Source organism: Mastigocoleus sp. MO_188.B34 (assembly GCF_030065675.1).
Lineage (GTDB): Bacteria > Cyanobacteriota > Cyanobacteriia > Cyanobacteriales > Nostocaceae > Mastigocoleus.
In genome coordinates, this window is sequence record NZ_JASJDK010000031.1 from 14,006 (window position 1) to 29,765 (window position 15,760).

Annotated in this window: 11 protein-coding genes; 6 read left to right on the plus strand and 5 right to left on the minus strand. The window is 38.5% G+C overall.

What is annotated here, in order from left to right; translation table 11 throughout:
- Positions 1 to 134 precede the first annotated feature (134 nt).
- Complete coding sequence (gene uvrA / locus QNJ50_RS10125; RefSeq protein WP_300634886.1) at positions 135 to 3,047, minus strand: excinuclease ABC subunit UvrA; 2,913 nt, start codon at positions 3,045 to 3,047, stop codon at positions 135 to 137.
- Positions 3,048 to 3,796: 749 nt separating this feature from the next.
- On the opposite strand from uvrA, the gene QNJ50_RS10130 reads away from it, so the two are divergent.
- Positions 3,797 to 4,468: a PEP-CTERM sorting domain-containing protein gene (locus tag QNJ50_RS10130; RefSeq protein ID WP_300634889.1), complete on the plus strand. Its 672-nt coding sequence runs from the start codon at positions 3,797 to 3,799 to the stop codon at positions 4,466 to 4,468.
- A gap of 98 nt (positions 4,469 to 4,566) precedes the next feature.
- Here QNJ50_RS10130 and QNJ50_RS10135 read toward each other — a convergent pair whose 3' ends face one another.
- Entirely contained in the window at positions 4,567 to 6,117 is a 1,551-nt protein-coding gene (locus QNJ50_RS10135; protein ID WP_300634891.1) for a pentapeptide repeat-containing protein, read from the minus strand.
- Positions 6,118 to 6,306: 189 nt separating this feature from the next.
- Positions 6,307 to 7,200, minus strand: coding sequence for an alpha/beta fold hydrolase (locus QNJ50_RS10140; RefSeq protein ID WP_300634893.1), 894 nt, complete (start codon positions 7,198 to 7,200; stop codon positions 6,307 to 6,309).
- Between the two features lie 317 nt (positions 7,201 to 7,517).
- On the opposite strand from QNJ50_RS10140, the gene QNJ50_RS10145 reads away from it, so the two are divergent.
- A complete protein-coding gene (locus QNJ50_RS10145; RefSeq protein WP_300634894.1) occupies positions 7,518 to 7,853 on the plus strand; it encodes a hypothetical protein in 336 nt (111 codons plus the stop codon).
- Between the two features lie 433 nt (positions 7,854 to 8,286).
- Here QNJ50_RS10145 and mnmA read toward each other — a convergent pair whose 3' ends face one another.
- A complete protein-coding gene (gene mnmA, locus QNJ50_RS10150; protein WP_300634896.1) occupies positions 8,287 to 9,345 on the minus strand; it encodes a tRNA 2-thiouridine(34) synthase MnmA in 1,059 nt (352 codons plus the stop codon).
- A gap of 198 nt (positions 9,346 to 9,543) precedes the next feature.
- Here mnmA and QNJ50_RS10155 point away from each other — a divergent pair, with 198 nt between their 5' ends.
- Both QNJ50_RS10155 and QNJ50_RS10160 read left to right on the plus strand, forming a co-directional pair.
- The gene (locus QNJ50_RS10155) at positions 9,544 to 11,148 is read left to right on the plus strand and encodes an NAD(P)H-hydrate dehydratase (protein WP_300634899.1); all 1,605 of its coding nucleotides are present in this window, start codon (positions 9,544 to 9,546) and stop codon (positions 11,146 to 11,148) included.
- Between the two features lie 253 nt (positions 11,149 to 11,401).
- Positions 11,402 to 12,295, plus strand: a complete 894-nt coding sequence (locus QNJ50_RS10160) for an ATP-dependent Clp protease proteolytic subunit (protein ID WP_300634901.1) — start codon at positions 11,402 to 11,404, stop codon at positions 12,293 to 12,295.
- Between the two features lie 54 nt (positions 12,296 to 12,349).
- On the opposite strand, the gene QNJ50_RS10165 is transcribed toward QNJ50_RS10160, so the two are convergent.
- Complete coding sequence (locus tag QNJ50_RS10165; RefSeq protein ID WP_300634903.1) at positions 12,350 to 13,288, minus strand: peptidoglycan-binding domain-containing protein; 939 nt, start codon at positions 13,286 to 13,288, stop codon at positions 12,350 to 12,352.
- A 201-nt stretch (positions 13,289 to 13,489) separates the two neighbouring features.
- Here QNJ50_RS10165 and QNJ50_RS10170 point away from each other — a divergent pair, with 201 nt between their 5' ends.
- Together QNJ50_RS10170 and rimP are read left to right on the plus strand one after the other, a co-directional pair.
- Positions 13,490 to 14,941, plus strand: a complete 1,452-nt coding sequence (locus QNJ50_RS10170) for a hypothetical protein (protein ID WP_300634905.1) — start codon at positions 13,490 to 13,492, stop codon at positions 14,939 to 14,941.
- A gap of 239 nt (positions 14,942 to 15,180) precedes the next feature.
- A complete protein-coding gene (rimP, locus tag QNJ50_RS10175; RefSeq protein ID WP_300634907.1) occupies positions 15,181 to 15,639 on the plus strand; it encodes a ribosome maturation factor RimP in 459 nt (152 codons plus the stop codon).
- The last annotated feature ends 121 nt before the right edge of the window (positions 15,640 to 15,760 follow it).

Below are 15,760 nucleotides of genomic sequence, written 5' to 3' on the forward strand. Positions count from 1 at the left end.
CACCATCGGCTAGAAAATTTCGCCTGTTGCTGCTAAGGAATGAGAATTTAATAAACTGCAACTCTGAAATTTGGAATGGTGCGTTACGCGATGCTAACAGCACACTACTTTTGTACTTTATTTAATCTACATTTCTAACCAACCTTACTTGCTGCTTTATTCGCTGGATATTGCGCCAAAACCTGTTTTACATACTTTCCTGTATATGACCTCTGATTTTTTGCAACATCTTCAGGTGTACCTGCAGCAATCACTTCACCACCTCGATCACCACCTTCTGGTCCAAGATCTATTAACCAGTCAGCACAACGAATGACATCCAAGTTGTGTTCGATGACCAAAACTGAGTTACCTTTATCTACTAGTCTTTGCAAAACGTCTAGTAATTTGTGTACGTCATAAAAAGATAGACCTGTGGTTGGTTCGTCAATCAGATAAAGTGTTTTACCTGTCGCGCGACGTGATAATTCGGTTGCAAGTTTCACCCGTTGTGCTTCACCACCCGATAAAGTTGTCGCAGGTTGTCCCAATCTCATGTATCCCAAACCAACATCAAGTAATGTTTGTAGTTTATTAACTGCTTTGGGAATATTTTGGAAGAATTCCAATGCTTCCTCAATTGTCATGTTGAGGACATCGGAAATAGATTTATCTTTATATTTAACTTGTAAGGTTTCGCGATTATATCTAGCACCTTTGCATACTTCACACTGCACGTAAACATCGGGTAAAAAGTTCATCTCAATTACGTTTACACCCTGTCCAGCGCAAGCTTCACAACGTCCACCTTTGACATTAAAAGAAAATTGTCCCGGCTTGTAACCCCTAGTTTTAGCTTCAATTGTTTCAGAAAAAACTTGGCGAATTGCATCAAAAACACCCGTGTAGGTTGCGGGGTTGGAACGGGGAGTTCTACCGATGGGGGATTGGTCAATTACAATGGCTTTATCAACAGCTTTAAGTCCTTGAACACTTTCTATATCTTTAGGAAATGGAACTCTTTTGGTGAGATGATGTTGCAGTGCGGGATAAAGTAACTCATTTACTAAGGTAGACTTCCCAGAACCAGAAACACCAGTGACAGCAACGAGTTTACCCAAGGGAATTCCCACTTCAATATTTTTCAAATTGTTGCGACTGGCATTTTTGAGAATTAAACTAATTCCATTTCCTTCCCGACGTCGAACTGGAGTTTCAATTACTGTTCGTCCCGATAAGTATGCCCCAGTTAGGGATTCTTCCGCATCTAATAATGATTGTAAATCGCCTTCGGCGGTAATTTTTCCACCATGAACCCCTGCACCCGGACCAATATCAACAATGTAATCTGCTGTACGGATAGTTTCTTCATCATGCTCGACTACGATTAAGGTATTACCTAAATCTTTCAATCTTTTCAGGGTTTGTAATAAGCGACCATTATCCCTTTGATGTAAACCAATACTTGGTTCGTCTAATACGTAGAGTACTCCAGTTAAACCAGAACCAATTTGTGTTGCTAACCTAATTCGCTGAGCTTCACCACCAGACAAGGTCATTGCTGGGCGATCCAGTGTCAGATAATCTAACCCAACATCGAGGAGAAACTTTAAGCGAGCGCGAACTTCACGTAACACCAGATCGGCGATTTGCATTTGACGCGGACTCAGTTTTAGATCGTCTACCCTTTGTTGACATTCTCGGATGGAAACACTAGTTAAATCTAGTATCCCGTATTGTCCCAACTGAACGGCCAACGCTTCTGGTTTTAAACGCTTCCCATGACAAACCGGACAGGGTTGATCAACTAAATACTGCTCTAATTTCTGCTTAACTATCTCCGTACCGCCCTCATACTGGCGCTGCAATATGGGAAGTACCCCTTTGAATATTCTTTGTGCTTTTTGTTCTTCTGTAGTTTTTTTCTCCTTTTCCCCGTGGAGAATTACACTTTGTTGTTCTTCATTTAACTTGTTCCACTGTGTTTGTAATTCAAACCCATATTCTTGTCCCAAACTGTAAAGCAATTCTAAATAATAAGAATTATCTTTTTCTGACCATGGAGCGATCGCAGCATAAACAGGTGCGTCTGGATCTGGGACTACCAATTCTCGGGAAAACCTCTTGAGAGTACCCAAACCATGACAGTTAGAACAAGCACCATAAGGTGAATTAAACGAGAATAAGCGCGGTGATAGTTCCTCCATCACTGCACCATGCTCGGGACAAGCAAAATTTTCTGAGAATACTAATTCTTGTTTTTCCTTATTTTTCTCTTCTGGCTTTGATGAGGGGTTGATATCAATGACTGCAATTCCATGAGATTGCTTCAAGCAAGTAGAAAGGGAATCAAACAAACGCTCATTAATACCATCTTTTTTCACCAAGCGATCGATAACTACTTCAATGGTATGGGTGTATTTTTTATCTAGCTCAATGGAATCAGACAATTCTCTGATTTCACCATCAACCCGAACTCGGACAAAACCTTGAGAAGCAAGACTTGAGAGTAATTTGCGGTGAGTACCTTTCTTACCCCGGACTACAGGTGACAAAATTTGGAAACGGGTGCGATCAGGTAAAGCCATTACTCGATCTACCATTTGATCTATGGTTTGTGGAGCAATAGAGCGACCGCAAATTGGACAATGGGGTTCCCCTGCTCTCCCGAATAACAATCGTAGATAGTCATAAATCTCTGTTACTGTTCCCACCGTTGAACGGGGGTTATGGGAAGTAGATTTTTGGTCGATAGAAATTGCCGGACTTAAACCCTCAATGGCTTCCACATCCGGTTTATCCATTTGTCCTAAAAACTGCCGTGCGTAAGCACTCAGGGATTCTACATAGCGACGCTGTCCTTCTGCAAAAATCGTATCAAATGCTAAAGAAGATTTACCAGAACCCGATACGCCTGTAAAAACAATCAGACTATCTCTTGGCAATTCTAGATCGATATCTTTGAGATTGTGTTGTCTCGCACCACGAATGCGGATAGTATTTTGACCGTTATGATGCAGATGGGGAAGATGTCCGTTCAAGGAAACAATAGGCTTAGTTTCTGACATATCAACAGAGTGAAGGAGCAGCGGAAAATAATCCTTAATAATACTACTGTTCAACCTTTAAATCCAGAACAATAGTACTACTAATTATATATATATTTATATCGTCATTGATATAGAACAATAAGTCCTGAAAAATCTTTGGGTTTTATATAATACTTTAAAAGACAAATAATATTAATCTACTCAAATAGAAACAATATCTAATAAGTTCGCATAAACTACTCTTAAACAGCAAAATTCAATAAAAATTCATATCATCAAAAATTTTAACAATGGGGTTAATCACGATAAATTCCTAGTTCTAAGATTTATTGCTTGATATATGACTAAGAAATAAATGTGATGATTTTGTAAATGAACTAAATTACCTTTACATTTTAGGATTTATATTGCCATCCTGGAATAGAGGTAGTCTAAAGCACATTAGTTATTTATCTGTTCAGAGTTTTTATTGATATTTTATCCGAGTCAAGGGTGTACTTACTGTAGTTTTCGTTTGCTTAGAAGTAACCTATCTCACAATATATTTATTATAACTAGGCTTGTTATTGCTTACTAATTGTGTGGGATTTTCTTTTCTCCCTGTGATCCATCATATGGAAGTCTTTAGTGAAGCATATTGCAAGACATAATAACTTCTCTACAAGGATTTTTCAGGCATATTTTCATGCATATCTATCAGTCTTAGCTGCTCAAGCTAGCAGAATACTTTGCTATATCTGCATACTTATCTTTCAAATTTGAATCAAATGATGAATCTCAAAAATATTAATACTACTTTGAAGAGTTTTAGTAAGCAAAATTTAACTATTGCTGTTTATTTTGCGAGTTTTTGCAGTATACAAACCCTATCAGTACAAGCTGCACAAATCAACTTCGAACAAGAGTTTGCTTCTGAGAATAGACAAGATATCACAGAACTAGTTTTGCAGTTACAAGAATATTCTTTAAATCAAGATTTTCAATCGCAAAAACAACTGTCCCATGATCGCAAGGTTAACAATAATATCAAGCAAGGTAGTAAAAATCAAGAGAATGCAGCTGCTAAAGATTTAGTAAAAAATCTGCAAAATTTTGGTGATGATGGTGGTACAAGTTTGGGTACGATTCTTCCAGTAGGAGCGATGATATCCTTATGTTTGTATGCCCATGCTTCTGAAGACGATGATGATTCCGATGCTAAAAAATCTTCATTGCTGTGCTATATGCCATTGCTAATAACCCTAGCAGATCTATTTAAAGATGGTGACACAAAGCAAAATTTAATTGATAATGGCTTCCAAGGTGGAGATAAAAAGAATGATATACCTTTAGACAAAAAAGCGGTACCTGAACCTCTGAGTCTAGCTGGTACTGCAATAGCAGGAATTATGGGATATTCGATGAAGCGCAAATGTAATGAGAATAAAGTTAAGGCTTAAAAAATAATAGTCACTCTTTATTGAGCACTGTTTACAAATTTAAATAATTGCTTACCAATTACCAATTATCAATTACCAATTACCAATCATTGGAATAACTACCTTGCAATAATTGCACCATCTAAATTAGCACCATCTAAATTAGCACCATCTAAATTAGCACCCGTTAGATTAGCATTTTTCAAATTTGCACCCTTTAAGTTTGCATCCTTAAGATTCGTTCCCCACAAGTTGGAATTCCGAAGATTGCTATTCATAAGATTAGCTGCTTCAAGGTTAGCATGTACCAAATTGGAATTTTCCAAGCTAGCACCTTCTAGATTTGCACCTTGCAAGTTTGCATCTACCAAATTATTCAGTGCAAGGTTTGCACCTTGAAGATTCGCACCTTCTAGGTTTACACTTCCAAGATTAGATGATTTGAGATTAATCTTTTTCAGATTGGCATTTTTTAGTTGTGAATTCTCCAAATTAGAGTTTTCTAAATTCGCATTCTCTAAGTTTGTACCATTTAAATTCGTAGATGCTAAATAAGCAAATGATAAGTTACAAGCCTGACACTCTCTAGTTTTGTATAGTTGATTCAAGGGACGATTCTTCTCATACTTGAAAGTTGTAATATTGCTGGCGATTATAGCTCCAATTGCCATAACTGCAAAAATTATTAGTCGTTTTTTATTATTTATGATGCGAGTTAATATTCTTTTATCTTCAGTACGAACAACAGTATTTATAGAATTTATTTCTTGTAAAGCTTTTGCCGCATTTGGATAACGACGTTCGACATTTTGTTCTACCATCTTTGTTAACCATCTAGCAAATTTATTAGTAATTTTTGGTAATAGTTTTTCAATGTCGAAACGATAATTGCTATCCATTAATTTACCGATTTCAAGTGAAGGAGTATTACTTAATAAACAAATTAAAGTAACTCCTAAACTATATAAATCTGATGCCTGAGTTAGAGTATAACCACAAATACTTTCAGGTGCCATAAAACCTGGAGTTCCAACTAAAATACCACTTAGAGGAACTTTTTCATTTTGTAGGCGTGCAAAGCCAAAATCAACTAAATAAGCATTACATTGCTCATCAACTAAAATATTTTCTGGTTTAATATCTCGATGAATAATTGGTGGGTTGAGTTCCTGGAGATAAACTAATATTTCTAAAACTGAGATTGCTATTTTTTTGATTTCTTCAATAGTAAAACTATGTTTTTCTTCTAAGGAAGAAGCATTTCTATATTCTTGAACAAGGCAAAAACCCTCCGGAGTCTCAAAAGAATCCAAATATCGAGGTATCCGTGGATGGTTGAGTTGTTTTAAAAGTTCTATTTCGTGTTGATAAGCTTTAAAACCAGACCAATTACTATCTTTTTGGACAAAGCGAAATTCTTTGATTATTACATCTGTCCCAGATGTGACCGTCTTTCCAATGTAAGTAATACGTCCTCCTTCTCGGTTACAGCCTACTTCTTGAGTCACTTCATAACCGTTAATAGAGAAATATGGATATTTACGAAAATTTCCATCTATTTTACTTTGATTTTGGTTTTGATAATTTTGATTTTTGTTTTGATAATTTTGATTTTTGTTTTGATTTTGATGATTGTTATTGGAAAAGTTATGATAAGATTTATCGGACATATTATTGAATTATTTCATTTTTACAAACAAAACTATTGACCATAATTAATATTCAAATAAATTTTAATATTCTTTCTGTCTGAGCTATATAAATTATTTTCAACGACAATGTGAATCTAGCGCAAAGATGTATAGATAATAAAAAAATTCTTACATCTTTGCATTTTTTATGAGTAGTTTACAAAAAAGTTATAAAGATTTCAGCCACTCTGTAATTTGGTGGTTGACAATATCTGGAACTTCGTCATGGGGACAATGACCAGCACCAGAAATAGGAACAATTTTAATCTGCTTTCCAGCTTCTTTTGCTTGTTCATAAATCTTGGCTCCAGTAATTGGCGTCCAGGGATCTTCTGCACCCCAAATAACTAGCAATGGTACATCTACTTTTGGTAGTAAATCATTAGGAGAAGGTCCAGGAGGTGCAGTAAGAATCGATGCAAAAACCTCTCTTGCTCCAGGATCGCACGAAGGCTGATAAAGCATTTCTACAAGTTCGTCAGTAACAGCTTCTCGGTTACGATAAACTTGGTAAAGAGTACGACGAATTTGAGATTTACGACGAATATTATTAAAAACAACTTGGCCTGTTATTGGATGGCTAACTAACTTATTAAAAGCTCCCATGACAAATCTTAAGGGTGGGTTTAATTCATGGGGGCGATGGCTCAAACCTCCTGCAGAATTAATAAGTACTGTAGCTTCAGTAATTTCTGGATGTTCTGCAGCTACAGTTAGGCTTAAAAGTGCACCAATAGAATTACCAATAAATACAGCTTTTTCTTGAATATGTTGCTCCCAGAAATCCTTCAGTAGTTCTACCCATACTTCTACTGAATAATCAATTGCTGCTTTTTCCGAACCACCAAAACCCAGAAGATCCAATACAAAAACTTGATAACCAGCATTGGCTAGTACTGGAATATTTTTTCGCCAATGTCCAATAGAAGCACCAAAACCATGTACTAAGACCAAAGGTTGTCCGGAACCCATTACGGTGTATTGAATTTTGTAACCTTTCCAAATCCAAAATAGTTTTTCAAAGGAATTTTGTGTTGAGAGGTGCTGTGTAGTTACAGTCATTGTTAAGATTCATAAAGCTTTTTTAATATCTTAGTATTTATTGGGGGTTGGGGATTGGGGATTAGGGTGAGCCCGCGCCTAACGGCGTTAGCATAGCGTGGCGTTAGCCATATGGGATTGGGTAATATCAAATCCTAAACTTAAGCTTCAATTGCAATTTTTAGTATTTACCCTTACGCTACTTCCCACGCTTCACACACTTCTCACACTTCCCACACCTCCCACACTTCCCACACTCACTCCCTGCCATCTTGATGTCATATTCATCCCTCAATATAAAAATTGTCAGGCTCAAAGATATTTGAGGTTATCTCAAGATGAAATCTAAGCTGCTACCAATTTTGGCTGCATCTGCTGCATTGACTTTTATTTTTCCTATTTCAGCTTTTGCTGGTAATCAAGCGAAGAAAGCAAACTTAACCGAAGCCCAGAAAACTCAACTGGAGCAGGTGAAAAACAACGCACGTTCTGAAATTGAAGCTGTTTTAACAGCCGAACAACAAACAGAATTACAAAATGCTTTGGACAATGGTCAAAAAATGAAAGCTGCTGTCCGCAATTTAAATCTTTCTTCCGAACAGCAGTCGCAGCTAGATCGAATTATGCAATCTGCTAAACAGCAGAAACGTGCAATCTACAACAGTCAAAATTAAATCAAACAAAGTTTAAGACATACAAAGTTCAAACAGGAGGATATCGTCCCAATACAAATTACATTACAGTTTTTTCCTTCAAGTAGTTAATTACTACTGTTACTTGATAGTAAATATGTATTGCTATCTTGTACCCACACCTAATTCCTTAGATAGGACTGTTTGGTTCTGTCTGTTCCTTATACTCTTATACTCAAAACAGTGTTTAAAATCCCGCCTACTATCCAGTATTCGGGATTTTTTGTAGTTGATTTTTAGTAATTGATTTTTTGTTATTTAATTACCAAATACCAAATACCAAATACCAATTACCAATTACCAATTACCAATCATATCGTTTCCGTTTGCTTTGGAATGATTTAAAAGGTGATTGAGAAAACTCTACACCTCTGTGCGTACAAAATATATAATTCCGATGCTCACGGATTTGATATCACCCATCAAACCGTTCAATAATTCCACCACCAAGCACTTTTTCTCCGTCATACCATACTGCAGCTTGTCCGGGGGTGATACTGAACTGCAGTTCGTCAAATACTACACGGGCGCGAGAATTTTCTAAGGGAATAATTGTGACTGGTACGGGCTGAGAACGATAACGAATTTGTACTTCTGCTTTAATGGGAGCACATGGTTCAGCCATGGAAACCCAGTTTACTCTCTCTACATTACATTCTGGCAGTGTAGCCTTGGTGCGATCGCCGACAATCACTTTGTTATTAATTGCATCTAGAGCAATCACATATAAAGGTTCTGGAGCTGAAACACCTAAACCTTTACGCTGTCCAATGGTATAGTGATGAACACCATCATGTTGACCCAATACTTTACCGTTTGCGTCAACAATTTCGCCCTTCTTTGGAGCTAGATATTTATCTAAAAATGCTCGCATTGAGCCATTGCTTTCTACCAAGCATAAGTCTTGACTTTCGGGCTTGTCAGCGGTTTTCAACCCATATTCGCTAGCAATTCGCCGAGTATCACTTTTTTGTAATTCTCCCAAGGGAAATATGGAAGCAGCGAGTAAATCTTGAGATAGATCGTACAGGAAATAAGATTGATCTTTATTGCGATCGGCAGCTCTTAATAGTTCATGGCGTCCGCTATTCTCGTTATAGCAGATACGAGCATAATGACCTGTGGCAATTTTTTCGCTGTCTAAGGTTTCCCGGGCGTAGCGCACCATGGGACCAAACTTAACAGTTTTATTACATTGAGAGCAAGGTAAAGGTGTGACGCCAGTACTATAACCAGTTAGCAAGTAATCTACAATGTTGGTCTGAAAAACTTCCCGAATATCAACTACATGATGGGGAATACCTAGCTGTTCGCAGATGTAAGCCGCATCAACCATACCTTCAGAGCAACACTGTCCTTTCCCTTTCATCAGCCAAAGGGTGAGACCAATTACTTCATAACTTTGATTGTGCAATATGGCGGCAGCAGTGGAACTATCAACGCCACCTGAAAGACCAACTACGACTTTTTTCATCTTGGTAAATGTGCTAGGCGACTCTATATAACCTAACAGCTACAAGCATAAATTGATTGGTCTTTATAGTAAATAGCTCATAATTTTTAAAGAATTAGGCATTAGTAATGGGAATTTGGGAGTAAGCAGCGACCAACAAGCAGATCGGTAGCTAAAGATAACTGCTAACTTTGAACTGATAACTCAGTACCAGAATCGATGCAGTACAGACAAGCAGCTATAGACCAATTTGTAGTAACAGCCCAGCAAATGCGGGACATTGAGGGACGAATTTTTGCCGCTGGAATCCCTGTAGCCGCTCTGATGGAAAAGGTTGCAGGGCTTATTACCCATCGCATTATGCAACTTTTTCCCATTTCTTTATCTTCACCTTTATCTTCCCATCGAATCGGAGTATTAGTTGGTCCCGGTCATAATGGTGGTGATGCTTTGGTTGTTGCGCGGGAGTTACACTTTCGTGGATATGAAGTTTATGTGTATCACCCACTTTTTAAACAAAAAGAACTAACCTCCCAGCATTTAAAGTACGTGGAAAGTTTGGGTATTCCTTGCTATCAATCCGTTGACAAATTAAAAAATTGCGATCTATTTATTGATGGGTTGTTTGGTTTTGGGTTGCAAAGAACAATTGCAGAACCTGTCGCCAGTGCGATCGATCTAATTAATCAATTGAATAAACCAGTTGTTAGCATTGACGTACCATCTGGTTTGCATACAGACACAGGTGAAGTATTAGGAATTGCTATTCGTGCTACATACACTTTATGTCTTGGTTTATGGAAACTTGGTTTATTGCAAGAATCAGCTTTGGAATACGTCGGTAAAGCTGAACTAATCGACTTTGATATTCCATTGGCTGACATAGAAGCAATTTTGGGAGGATCCCCGAAGATTAAACGCTTCACCACACAAATAGCACGATCCATTATTGGTAAAGAAAAAACATCTACAAATTCAACTTTATTACCTCGTAAACTTGTTACTCACAAGTATAAAGAAGGACATTTATTATTAGTTTGTGGTTCTCGTCGCTATCCTGGAGCCGCTATTTTGACTAGTTTAGGTGCCCGCGCTTCTGGTGTTGGTATGTTAACAGTAGCCGTACCAGAATCCCTTAAGCATTTAATGATATCAAAGTTACCGGAAGCTTTAATTATCGGTTGTCCGGAAACTGAATCTGGTGCAATTTCCCAGTTATTACCCGATAATATCGATCTAAATTCATTTACTGCGATCGCTTGTGGTCCAGGATTAACATTTGATGCAGTTTCAGTTGTTAAGCAAGTATTGAATAGTAATGCGCCTTTAATCTTAGATGCAGATGCTTTAAATATTCTGGCTCAAATGAAAAATCCTTGGATCGAACAAGGAACTATGGATAAAACAAGAAAAGCCACAACAATTTTCACCCCCCATCTTGGTGAATTCTCTCGCTTGTTTCCCAAAATAAATGAGAAAAACCAAGAGCGGATCAAAGCTGTGAAGAAAGCGGCTAAACAAAGCGGGGCAATTATATTGTTAAAAGGTCCAAGAACTGCGATCGCAAACCCCCAAGGTGATATTTGGATTAATCCTGAAAGTACTCCAGCCCTGGCTCGTGGCGGTAGTGGTGACGTATTAACAGGTTTAATGGGTGGTTTATTAGCGCAATCAATTTCTCGTGAAATTACACCCGATATCGTTACTGCACTTGCTGCATGGTGGCACTCCCAAGCCGGGATATTAGCAGCTGTAGAACGTACAGAGTTAGGAGTAGATGCATTTACATTGACTCAATATTTAATGCGGGTAGTAAGTTTTTGATCCTTACACTTAATAGTTACATTACTTACTTTATAGAGTCGTTCAAGCCCAATCCCTAATCCCCAGTCCCCAGTCCCCATATGCCGCTTGCGGCGGCACGCAGTGCTATCCCGATATGGCTAACGCCACGCTATGCTAACGCCGTTAGGCGCGGGCTCACCCCAATCCCCAATCCCTTCTCCAGGTAGACTTGAGAATTAGGAAAAGTTGTGACAATAATGACGGCGAATCTAATTTTTGAAGAATTTATTCTATGGATTTTGGTATTTTTGATTTATTCTGGATTTTCTTATTATTGTCTTCACTGCAACCGATTTGGCAAAAACGTCGAATAGAATATCGGCGCTTTAGCTCTATTCAAGAATTTCAAAAAAAACGCAAGAGTCGGGTAATACTTCTAATCCATCGCCAAGAATCTATTAGTTTCTTAGGCATTCCCTTATCTCGCTATATAACCATTGAAGATTCCGAGCAAATATTGCGAGCTATTCGTCTTACTCCCCCTGATGTGCCTATAGATTTAATATTGCACACACCGGGTGGTCTGGTTTTAGCAACTGAACAAATTGCTAGGGCATTAATCCGCCATCAAGCAAAAGTTACCGTATACGTGCCCCACTATGCGATGAGTGGCGGTACGATGTTAGCTTTAGCTGCTGATGAAATAATTATGGATCCCAATGCTGTACTAGGACCTGTAGATCCCCAGCTTGGTAATTATCCTGCTGCCAGTATTATTAAGGTTGTCGAAGAAAAACCCATTAGTGAAGTTGACGATCAAACTCTGATTATGGCGGATATCGCCCGTAAAGCAACCAAGCAAGTACAAGAATTTGTCCGTACTTTACTCAATGATTGTATCCCCAAACAAAAAGTTAAATCGGAAGATATCGAACGGATAATCGAAGCTTTAACAACTGGACAAGTAACCCACGATTATCCCATTACGGTTGAAGAAGCAACGAAAATGGGGCTGCCCATTACAGTCGGGCTGCCCCGGTCTGTTTACGACCTGATGGATCTGTACCCTCAACCGCAAGGTGGACGCCCGACAGTGCAGTACATTCCCATGCCTTATGATGACGGTCGTCCAACTCTACCGGTTCCCAAAGGAAGACCATTGGAGGAACCTAGTCATATGAACTAGAAAAGTTGCCATTAAGTGGCCAATTATTAGCTATTAATTTCTAGCTTGTATTTTCTATTCTGGTTTAGCCTTTGGTTTTGGGGTTGGGTTAGATGTAGCTCCTGGAGTTGGGCTAGTGGTTGATTCTGGAGTTGGGCTGGTTGTAGCTCCTGGATTTGGGCTAGTGGTTGATTCTGGAGTTGGGCTGGTTGTAGCTCCTGGATTTGGGCTAGTGGTTGATTCTGGAGTTGGGCTGGTTGTAGCTCCTGGAGTTGGAGCGGTAGTTGATTCTGGAGTTGGGCTGGTTGTAGCTCCTGGAGTTGGGGTAGTTGTAGCTCCTGGAGTTGGGGTAGTTGTAGCTCCTGGAGTTGGGGTAGTTGTAGCTCCTGGAGTTGGAGTGGTAGTTCCGGGAGCTTTATTAGTTGCAGCTCCTGGATTTGGTGTAGTTATTACTCCTGGTTTTTTATTAGTCGTAGCTTCTGGTTGTGGATTTGTTGTTGATTCTGAACTTGGAGTTTCTGTTGCTCCTGGTTTTGAAGTATCCAACATTTCCTTAACTTCTTTATCCAAGCGTTGTCGTAAAGCCAAATCAGCAATACCAGTTTGTTCTATTTTCAATTTTTCTTGATACTTTTTGACCGCAGCAGCAGTCTGAGGACCGTAAAATTGATTTGCTGGTAAGGGCGGTTTGGGCTTGACAACCATATTCAAATTTGTTTGAAGGATTTTGACAATATTGGCTGCATGATTTTGGGTTTTTTCTCCGGTAATATTGTCAACACCCAACTTATACCCTTTTTGAAATTCGCTGACTGCTTTTTTAGTTTGGGAATCTTGCAAACAGGTACTTGATACCTCGACTTCATAACCCAATCCACGCAATACACCACAAAATTCTGTAGGGGTATAATTACGTTTTCTCAATGCTATAGCAGTATTAGAAGTTACTACGCCAGCAACAACTAAACAAATAGCAGTTATTCTCGTGCTTGTGGATCGAATCCCACACCACATGGTTTAAACTCCTGTTGGTCAAATCGGTCTTAATCAAGACACATGTGCTTGGTAGCTGCATTCTAATTTTGTTTAACGTTTTTGTCCTTATTTATTAATTATTTTTGAAAAATTACTCATACTTTTCACCTGTCATCCTTCCTTGGTTGTATTTATAGAGTGATTAATAAGATTTTTTGCCAAAATTAGTAATTTATCGTAATGAATCAACATCAAGTCCCAAAGCGATATCATCTCTGGTTCGAGAGATTGATGGCAATTATAGCTGCAATGAATTTAGGTTTCGTTTTGTTCGATTTGAGTTATGTACCTTGGCGCACTTTTTATTTTCGTAATGTGCCAAAAGTAACTCAAATTTACGATCCAATCAAAGGAATTGAACCTCACAGAGACACGCAAAATTACCTTGAATTAGTTGATCGGCTGCAAAAGCAGATAAATAATACAGGCTTGCGATCAACTGAAGTCAAAACTACCCTTGAAGATTTACAGGACCTCAGTGTCGAAATGATTGAGGAAAATCCTTTTGCTGCTGCTTCTAAAAGCGGAACCTTAGAAAAAATTAAAAATCGGATGCGCAACCACATAGGTGATGATTCTGCGAAGCAATCTTTCCGTATATTTTGGTCTCAAGAGTATCTCTCAAAGCAAGGATTTTCCACAGAAATCGGTTTTTTCAACCGTAACATCAAGCCTTTGATTGCTAGCAACTATTACCGTCGTATTGGTGAAAATGGTGAGTATATTGATCGTTTTTGGCTATATGACTTACCATTTGTAGTTTTATTTGCTTTGGACTTAATACTGCGTACTTACTTAATTAAGCGGCGTCATAGCAGTTTCAGCTGGTTAAATGCAATTTTGTGGCACTGGTATGACGTAATTTTCCTTATACCTTTTTGGCAATGGCTGCGAATCATACCAGTATGCTTTCGTTTAGACAAGGCACAATTATTAAATCTACACGGCTTGCGTCGGCAAATAGAACAAGGGATTGTTGCTAACTTTGCGGAAGAAATCACCCAAATGGTAGTGGTGCGCGTAATCGATCAAACTCAACAATCAATTCAAAGTGGGGATTTGACTCGTTGGTTCAAACAAAGTCGCAGCGCAAACAGTTACGTAGATATTAATAACATCAACGAAATTGAAGCCATTAGTGGAATTGTTGTTAAAGCAACCGTATATCAAGTTTTACCAAAAGTCCAACCAGAGATAGTAGCTTTATTACAGCACAATATTGATAGCGCCCTAAATCAATCCCCTATCTATCGCAATTTGCATAATTTACCAGGGATGGGAGAAATGCAAAGTCAGCTTAGCAAACAACTAGCGACTGAAATTACCACAAACCTCCACAAAGCTTTAATTTCAGCAGTTGAAGATCCAGTCGCAGCACAACTCTCCAGTCGCCTCATACAGCGTTTTAGCGAAACTTTAGGAGACGAAATGCGACAGAAACAAATTTTAGCTGAAATTCAAAGTTTATTATTCGATTTTCTCGAAGAAGTCAAAATTAATTACGTACAGCGTCTTTCCCAAGAAGATATGGAACAAATATTAGAAAAAACTAGGCAGCTAAAAAATCAAGTATCTGTATCTGCTGTTGTTAAACCGAGTTCTGGTCTAGTAGAAATGAGAAAAATTAAGTAGCAGTGGATATAACGATAGCTACCTTCTGATTCTCACCATTATCTTTATTGTTTTAAACAAGGGATTTTGAGGGATATTAAAAATTAACGCCTGATTTTGTACTTTCCTTCTTCCTCTAGAAGAAATGCGCTAAACTCAGAATAGAAATGAATCAATACTGATTCGTGACAAGACTTCTTGGAAGATATACTTATCACCGGAAGTGGGTAGAAGCCCACTTTTTTTGTTGGAATTGTTGCATGACTCATCCCTTAGTTCCACAAATTATTGAATTAGCGACACCAGTGGCCCAAGAACTGGGATTAGAGGTCGTTGGCGTTGTCTTTCACACCAACCAACGTCCGCCAGTTTTGCGCTTAGACATCCGTAACCCCCAGCAAGATACCGGTCTGGACGATTGCGAACGGATGAGCCGTGCTTTGGAAGCTCGCTTAGATGCGGCACAAGTTATTCCAGATTCTTATGTTTTGGAAATATCAAGTCCTGGTGTTTCACCATTGCTAGTCACTGAACGAGATTTTATTTCCTTTAAAGGATTTCCCATAACTGTATCCACTTCTCCACCCTACAACGGAAAGCAAGAGTGGAGCGGTCAGTTAATTAGTCGTGACGAAAGCAAGTTGTATTTGAATCGTAAAGGTCGTACAGTTGGTATTCCTCGCTCTTCTGTGACTAAAGTCCAGTTGAGTGAAGGTTGAGAGATCGAGATATAGGGGTTATTACTTTCTTCTTATCTAAGTTCTGGGACAGGGTTTCTGGGGATAACAATTAGCTATTCCCTTGTGTTGGTGATATTTTAATCTTTTACCAACAAAACAT

Bases quoted from the DNA above. Each gene is read 5' to 3' on its own strand.
- uvrA (WP_300634886.1), bottom strand. From the start codon at position 3,047: ATGTCAGAAACTAAGCCTATTGTTTCCTTGAACGGACATCTTCCCCAT.
- QNJ50_RS10130 (WP_300634889.1), top strand. From the start codon at position 3,797: ATGATGAATCTCAAAAATATTAATACTACTTTGAAGAGTTTTAGTAAG.
- QNJ50_RS10135 (WP_300634891.1), bottom strand. From the start codon at position 6,117: ATGTCCGATAAATCTTATCATAACTTTTCCAATAACAATCATCAAAAT.
- QNJ50_RS10140 (WP_300634893.1), bottom strand. From the start codon at position 7,200: ATGACTGTAACTACACAGCACCTCTCAACACAAAATTCCTTTGAAAAA.
- QNJ50_RS10145 (WP_300634894.1), top strand. From the start codon at position 7,518: ATGAAATCTAAGCTGCTACCAATTTTGGCTGCATCTGCTGCATTGACT.
- mnmA (WP_300634896.1), bottom strand. From the start codon at position 9,345: ATGAAAAAAGTCGTAGTTGGTCTTTCAGGTGGCGTTGATAGTTCCACT.
- QNJ50_RS10155 (WP_300634899.1), top strand. From the start codon at position 9,544: ATGCAGTACAGACAAGCAGCTATAGACCAATTTGTAGTAACAGCCCAG.
- QNJ50_RS10160 (WP_300634901.1), top strand. From the start codon at position 11,402: ATGGATTTTGGTATTTTTGATTTATTCTGGATTTTCTTATTATTGTCT.
- QNJ50_RS10165 (WP_300634903.1), bottom strand. From the start codon at position 13,288: ATGTGGTGTGGGATTCGATCCACAAGCACGAGAATAACTGCTATTTGT.
- QNJ50_RS10170 (WP_300634905.1), top strand. From the start codon at position 13,490: ATGAATCAACATCAAGTCCCAAAGCGATATCATCTCTGGTTCGAGAGA.
- rimP (WP_300634907.1), top strand. From the start codon at position 15,181: ATGACTCATCCCTTAGTTCCACAAATTATTGAATTAGCGACACCAGTG.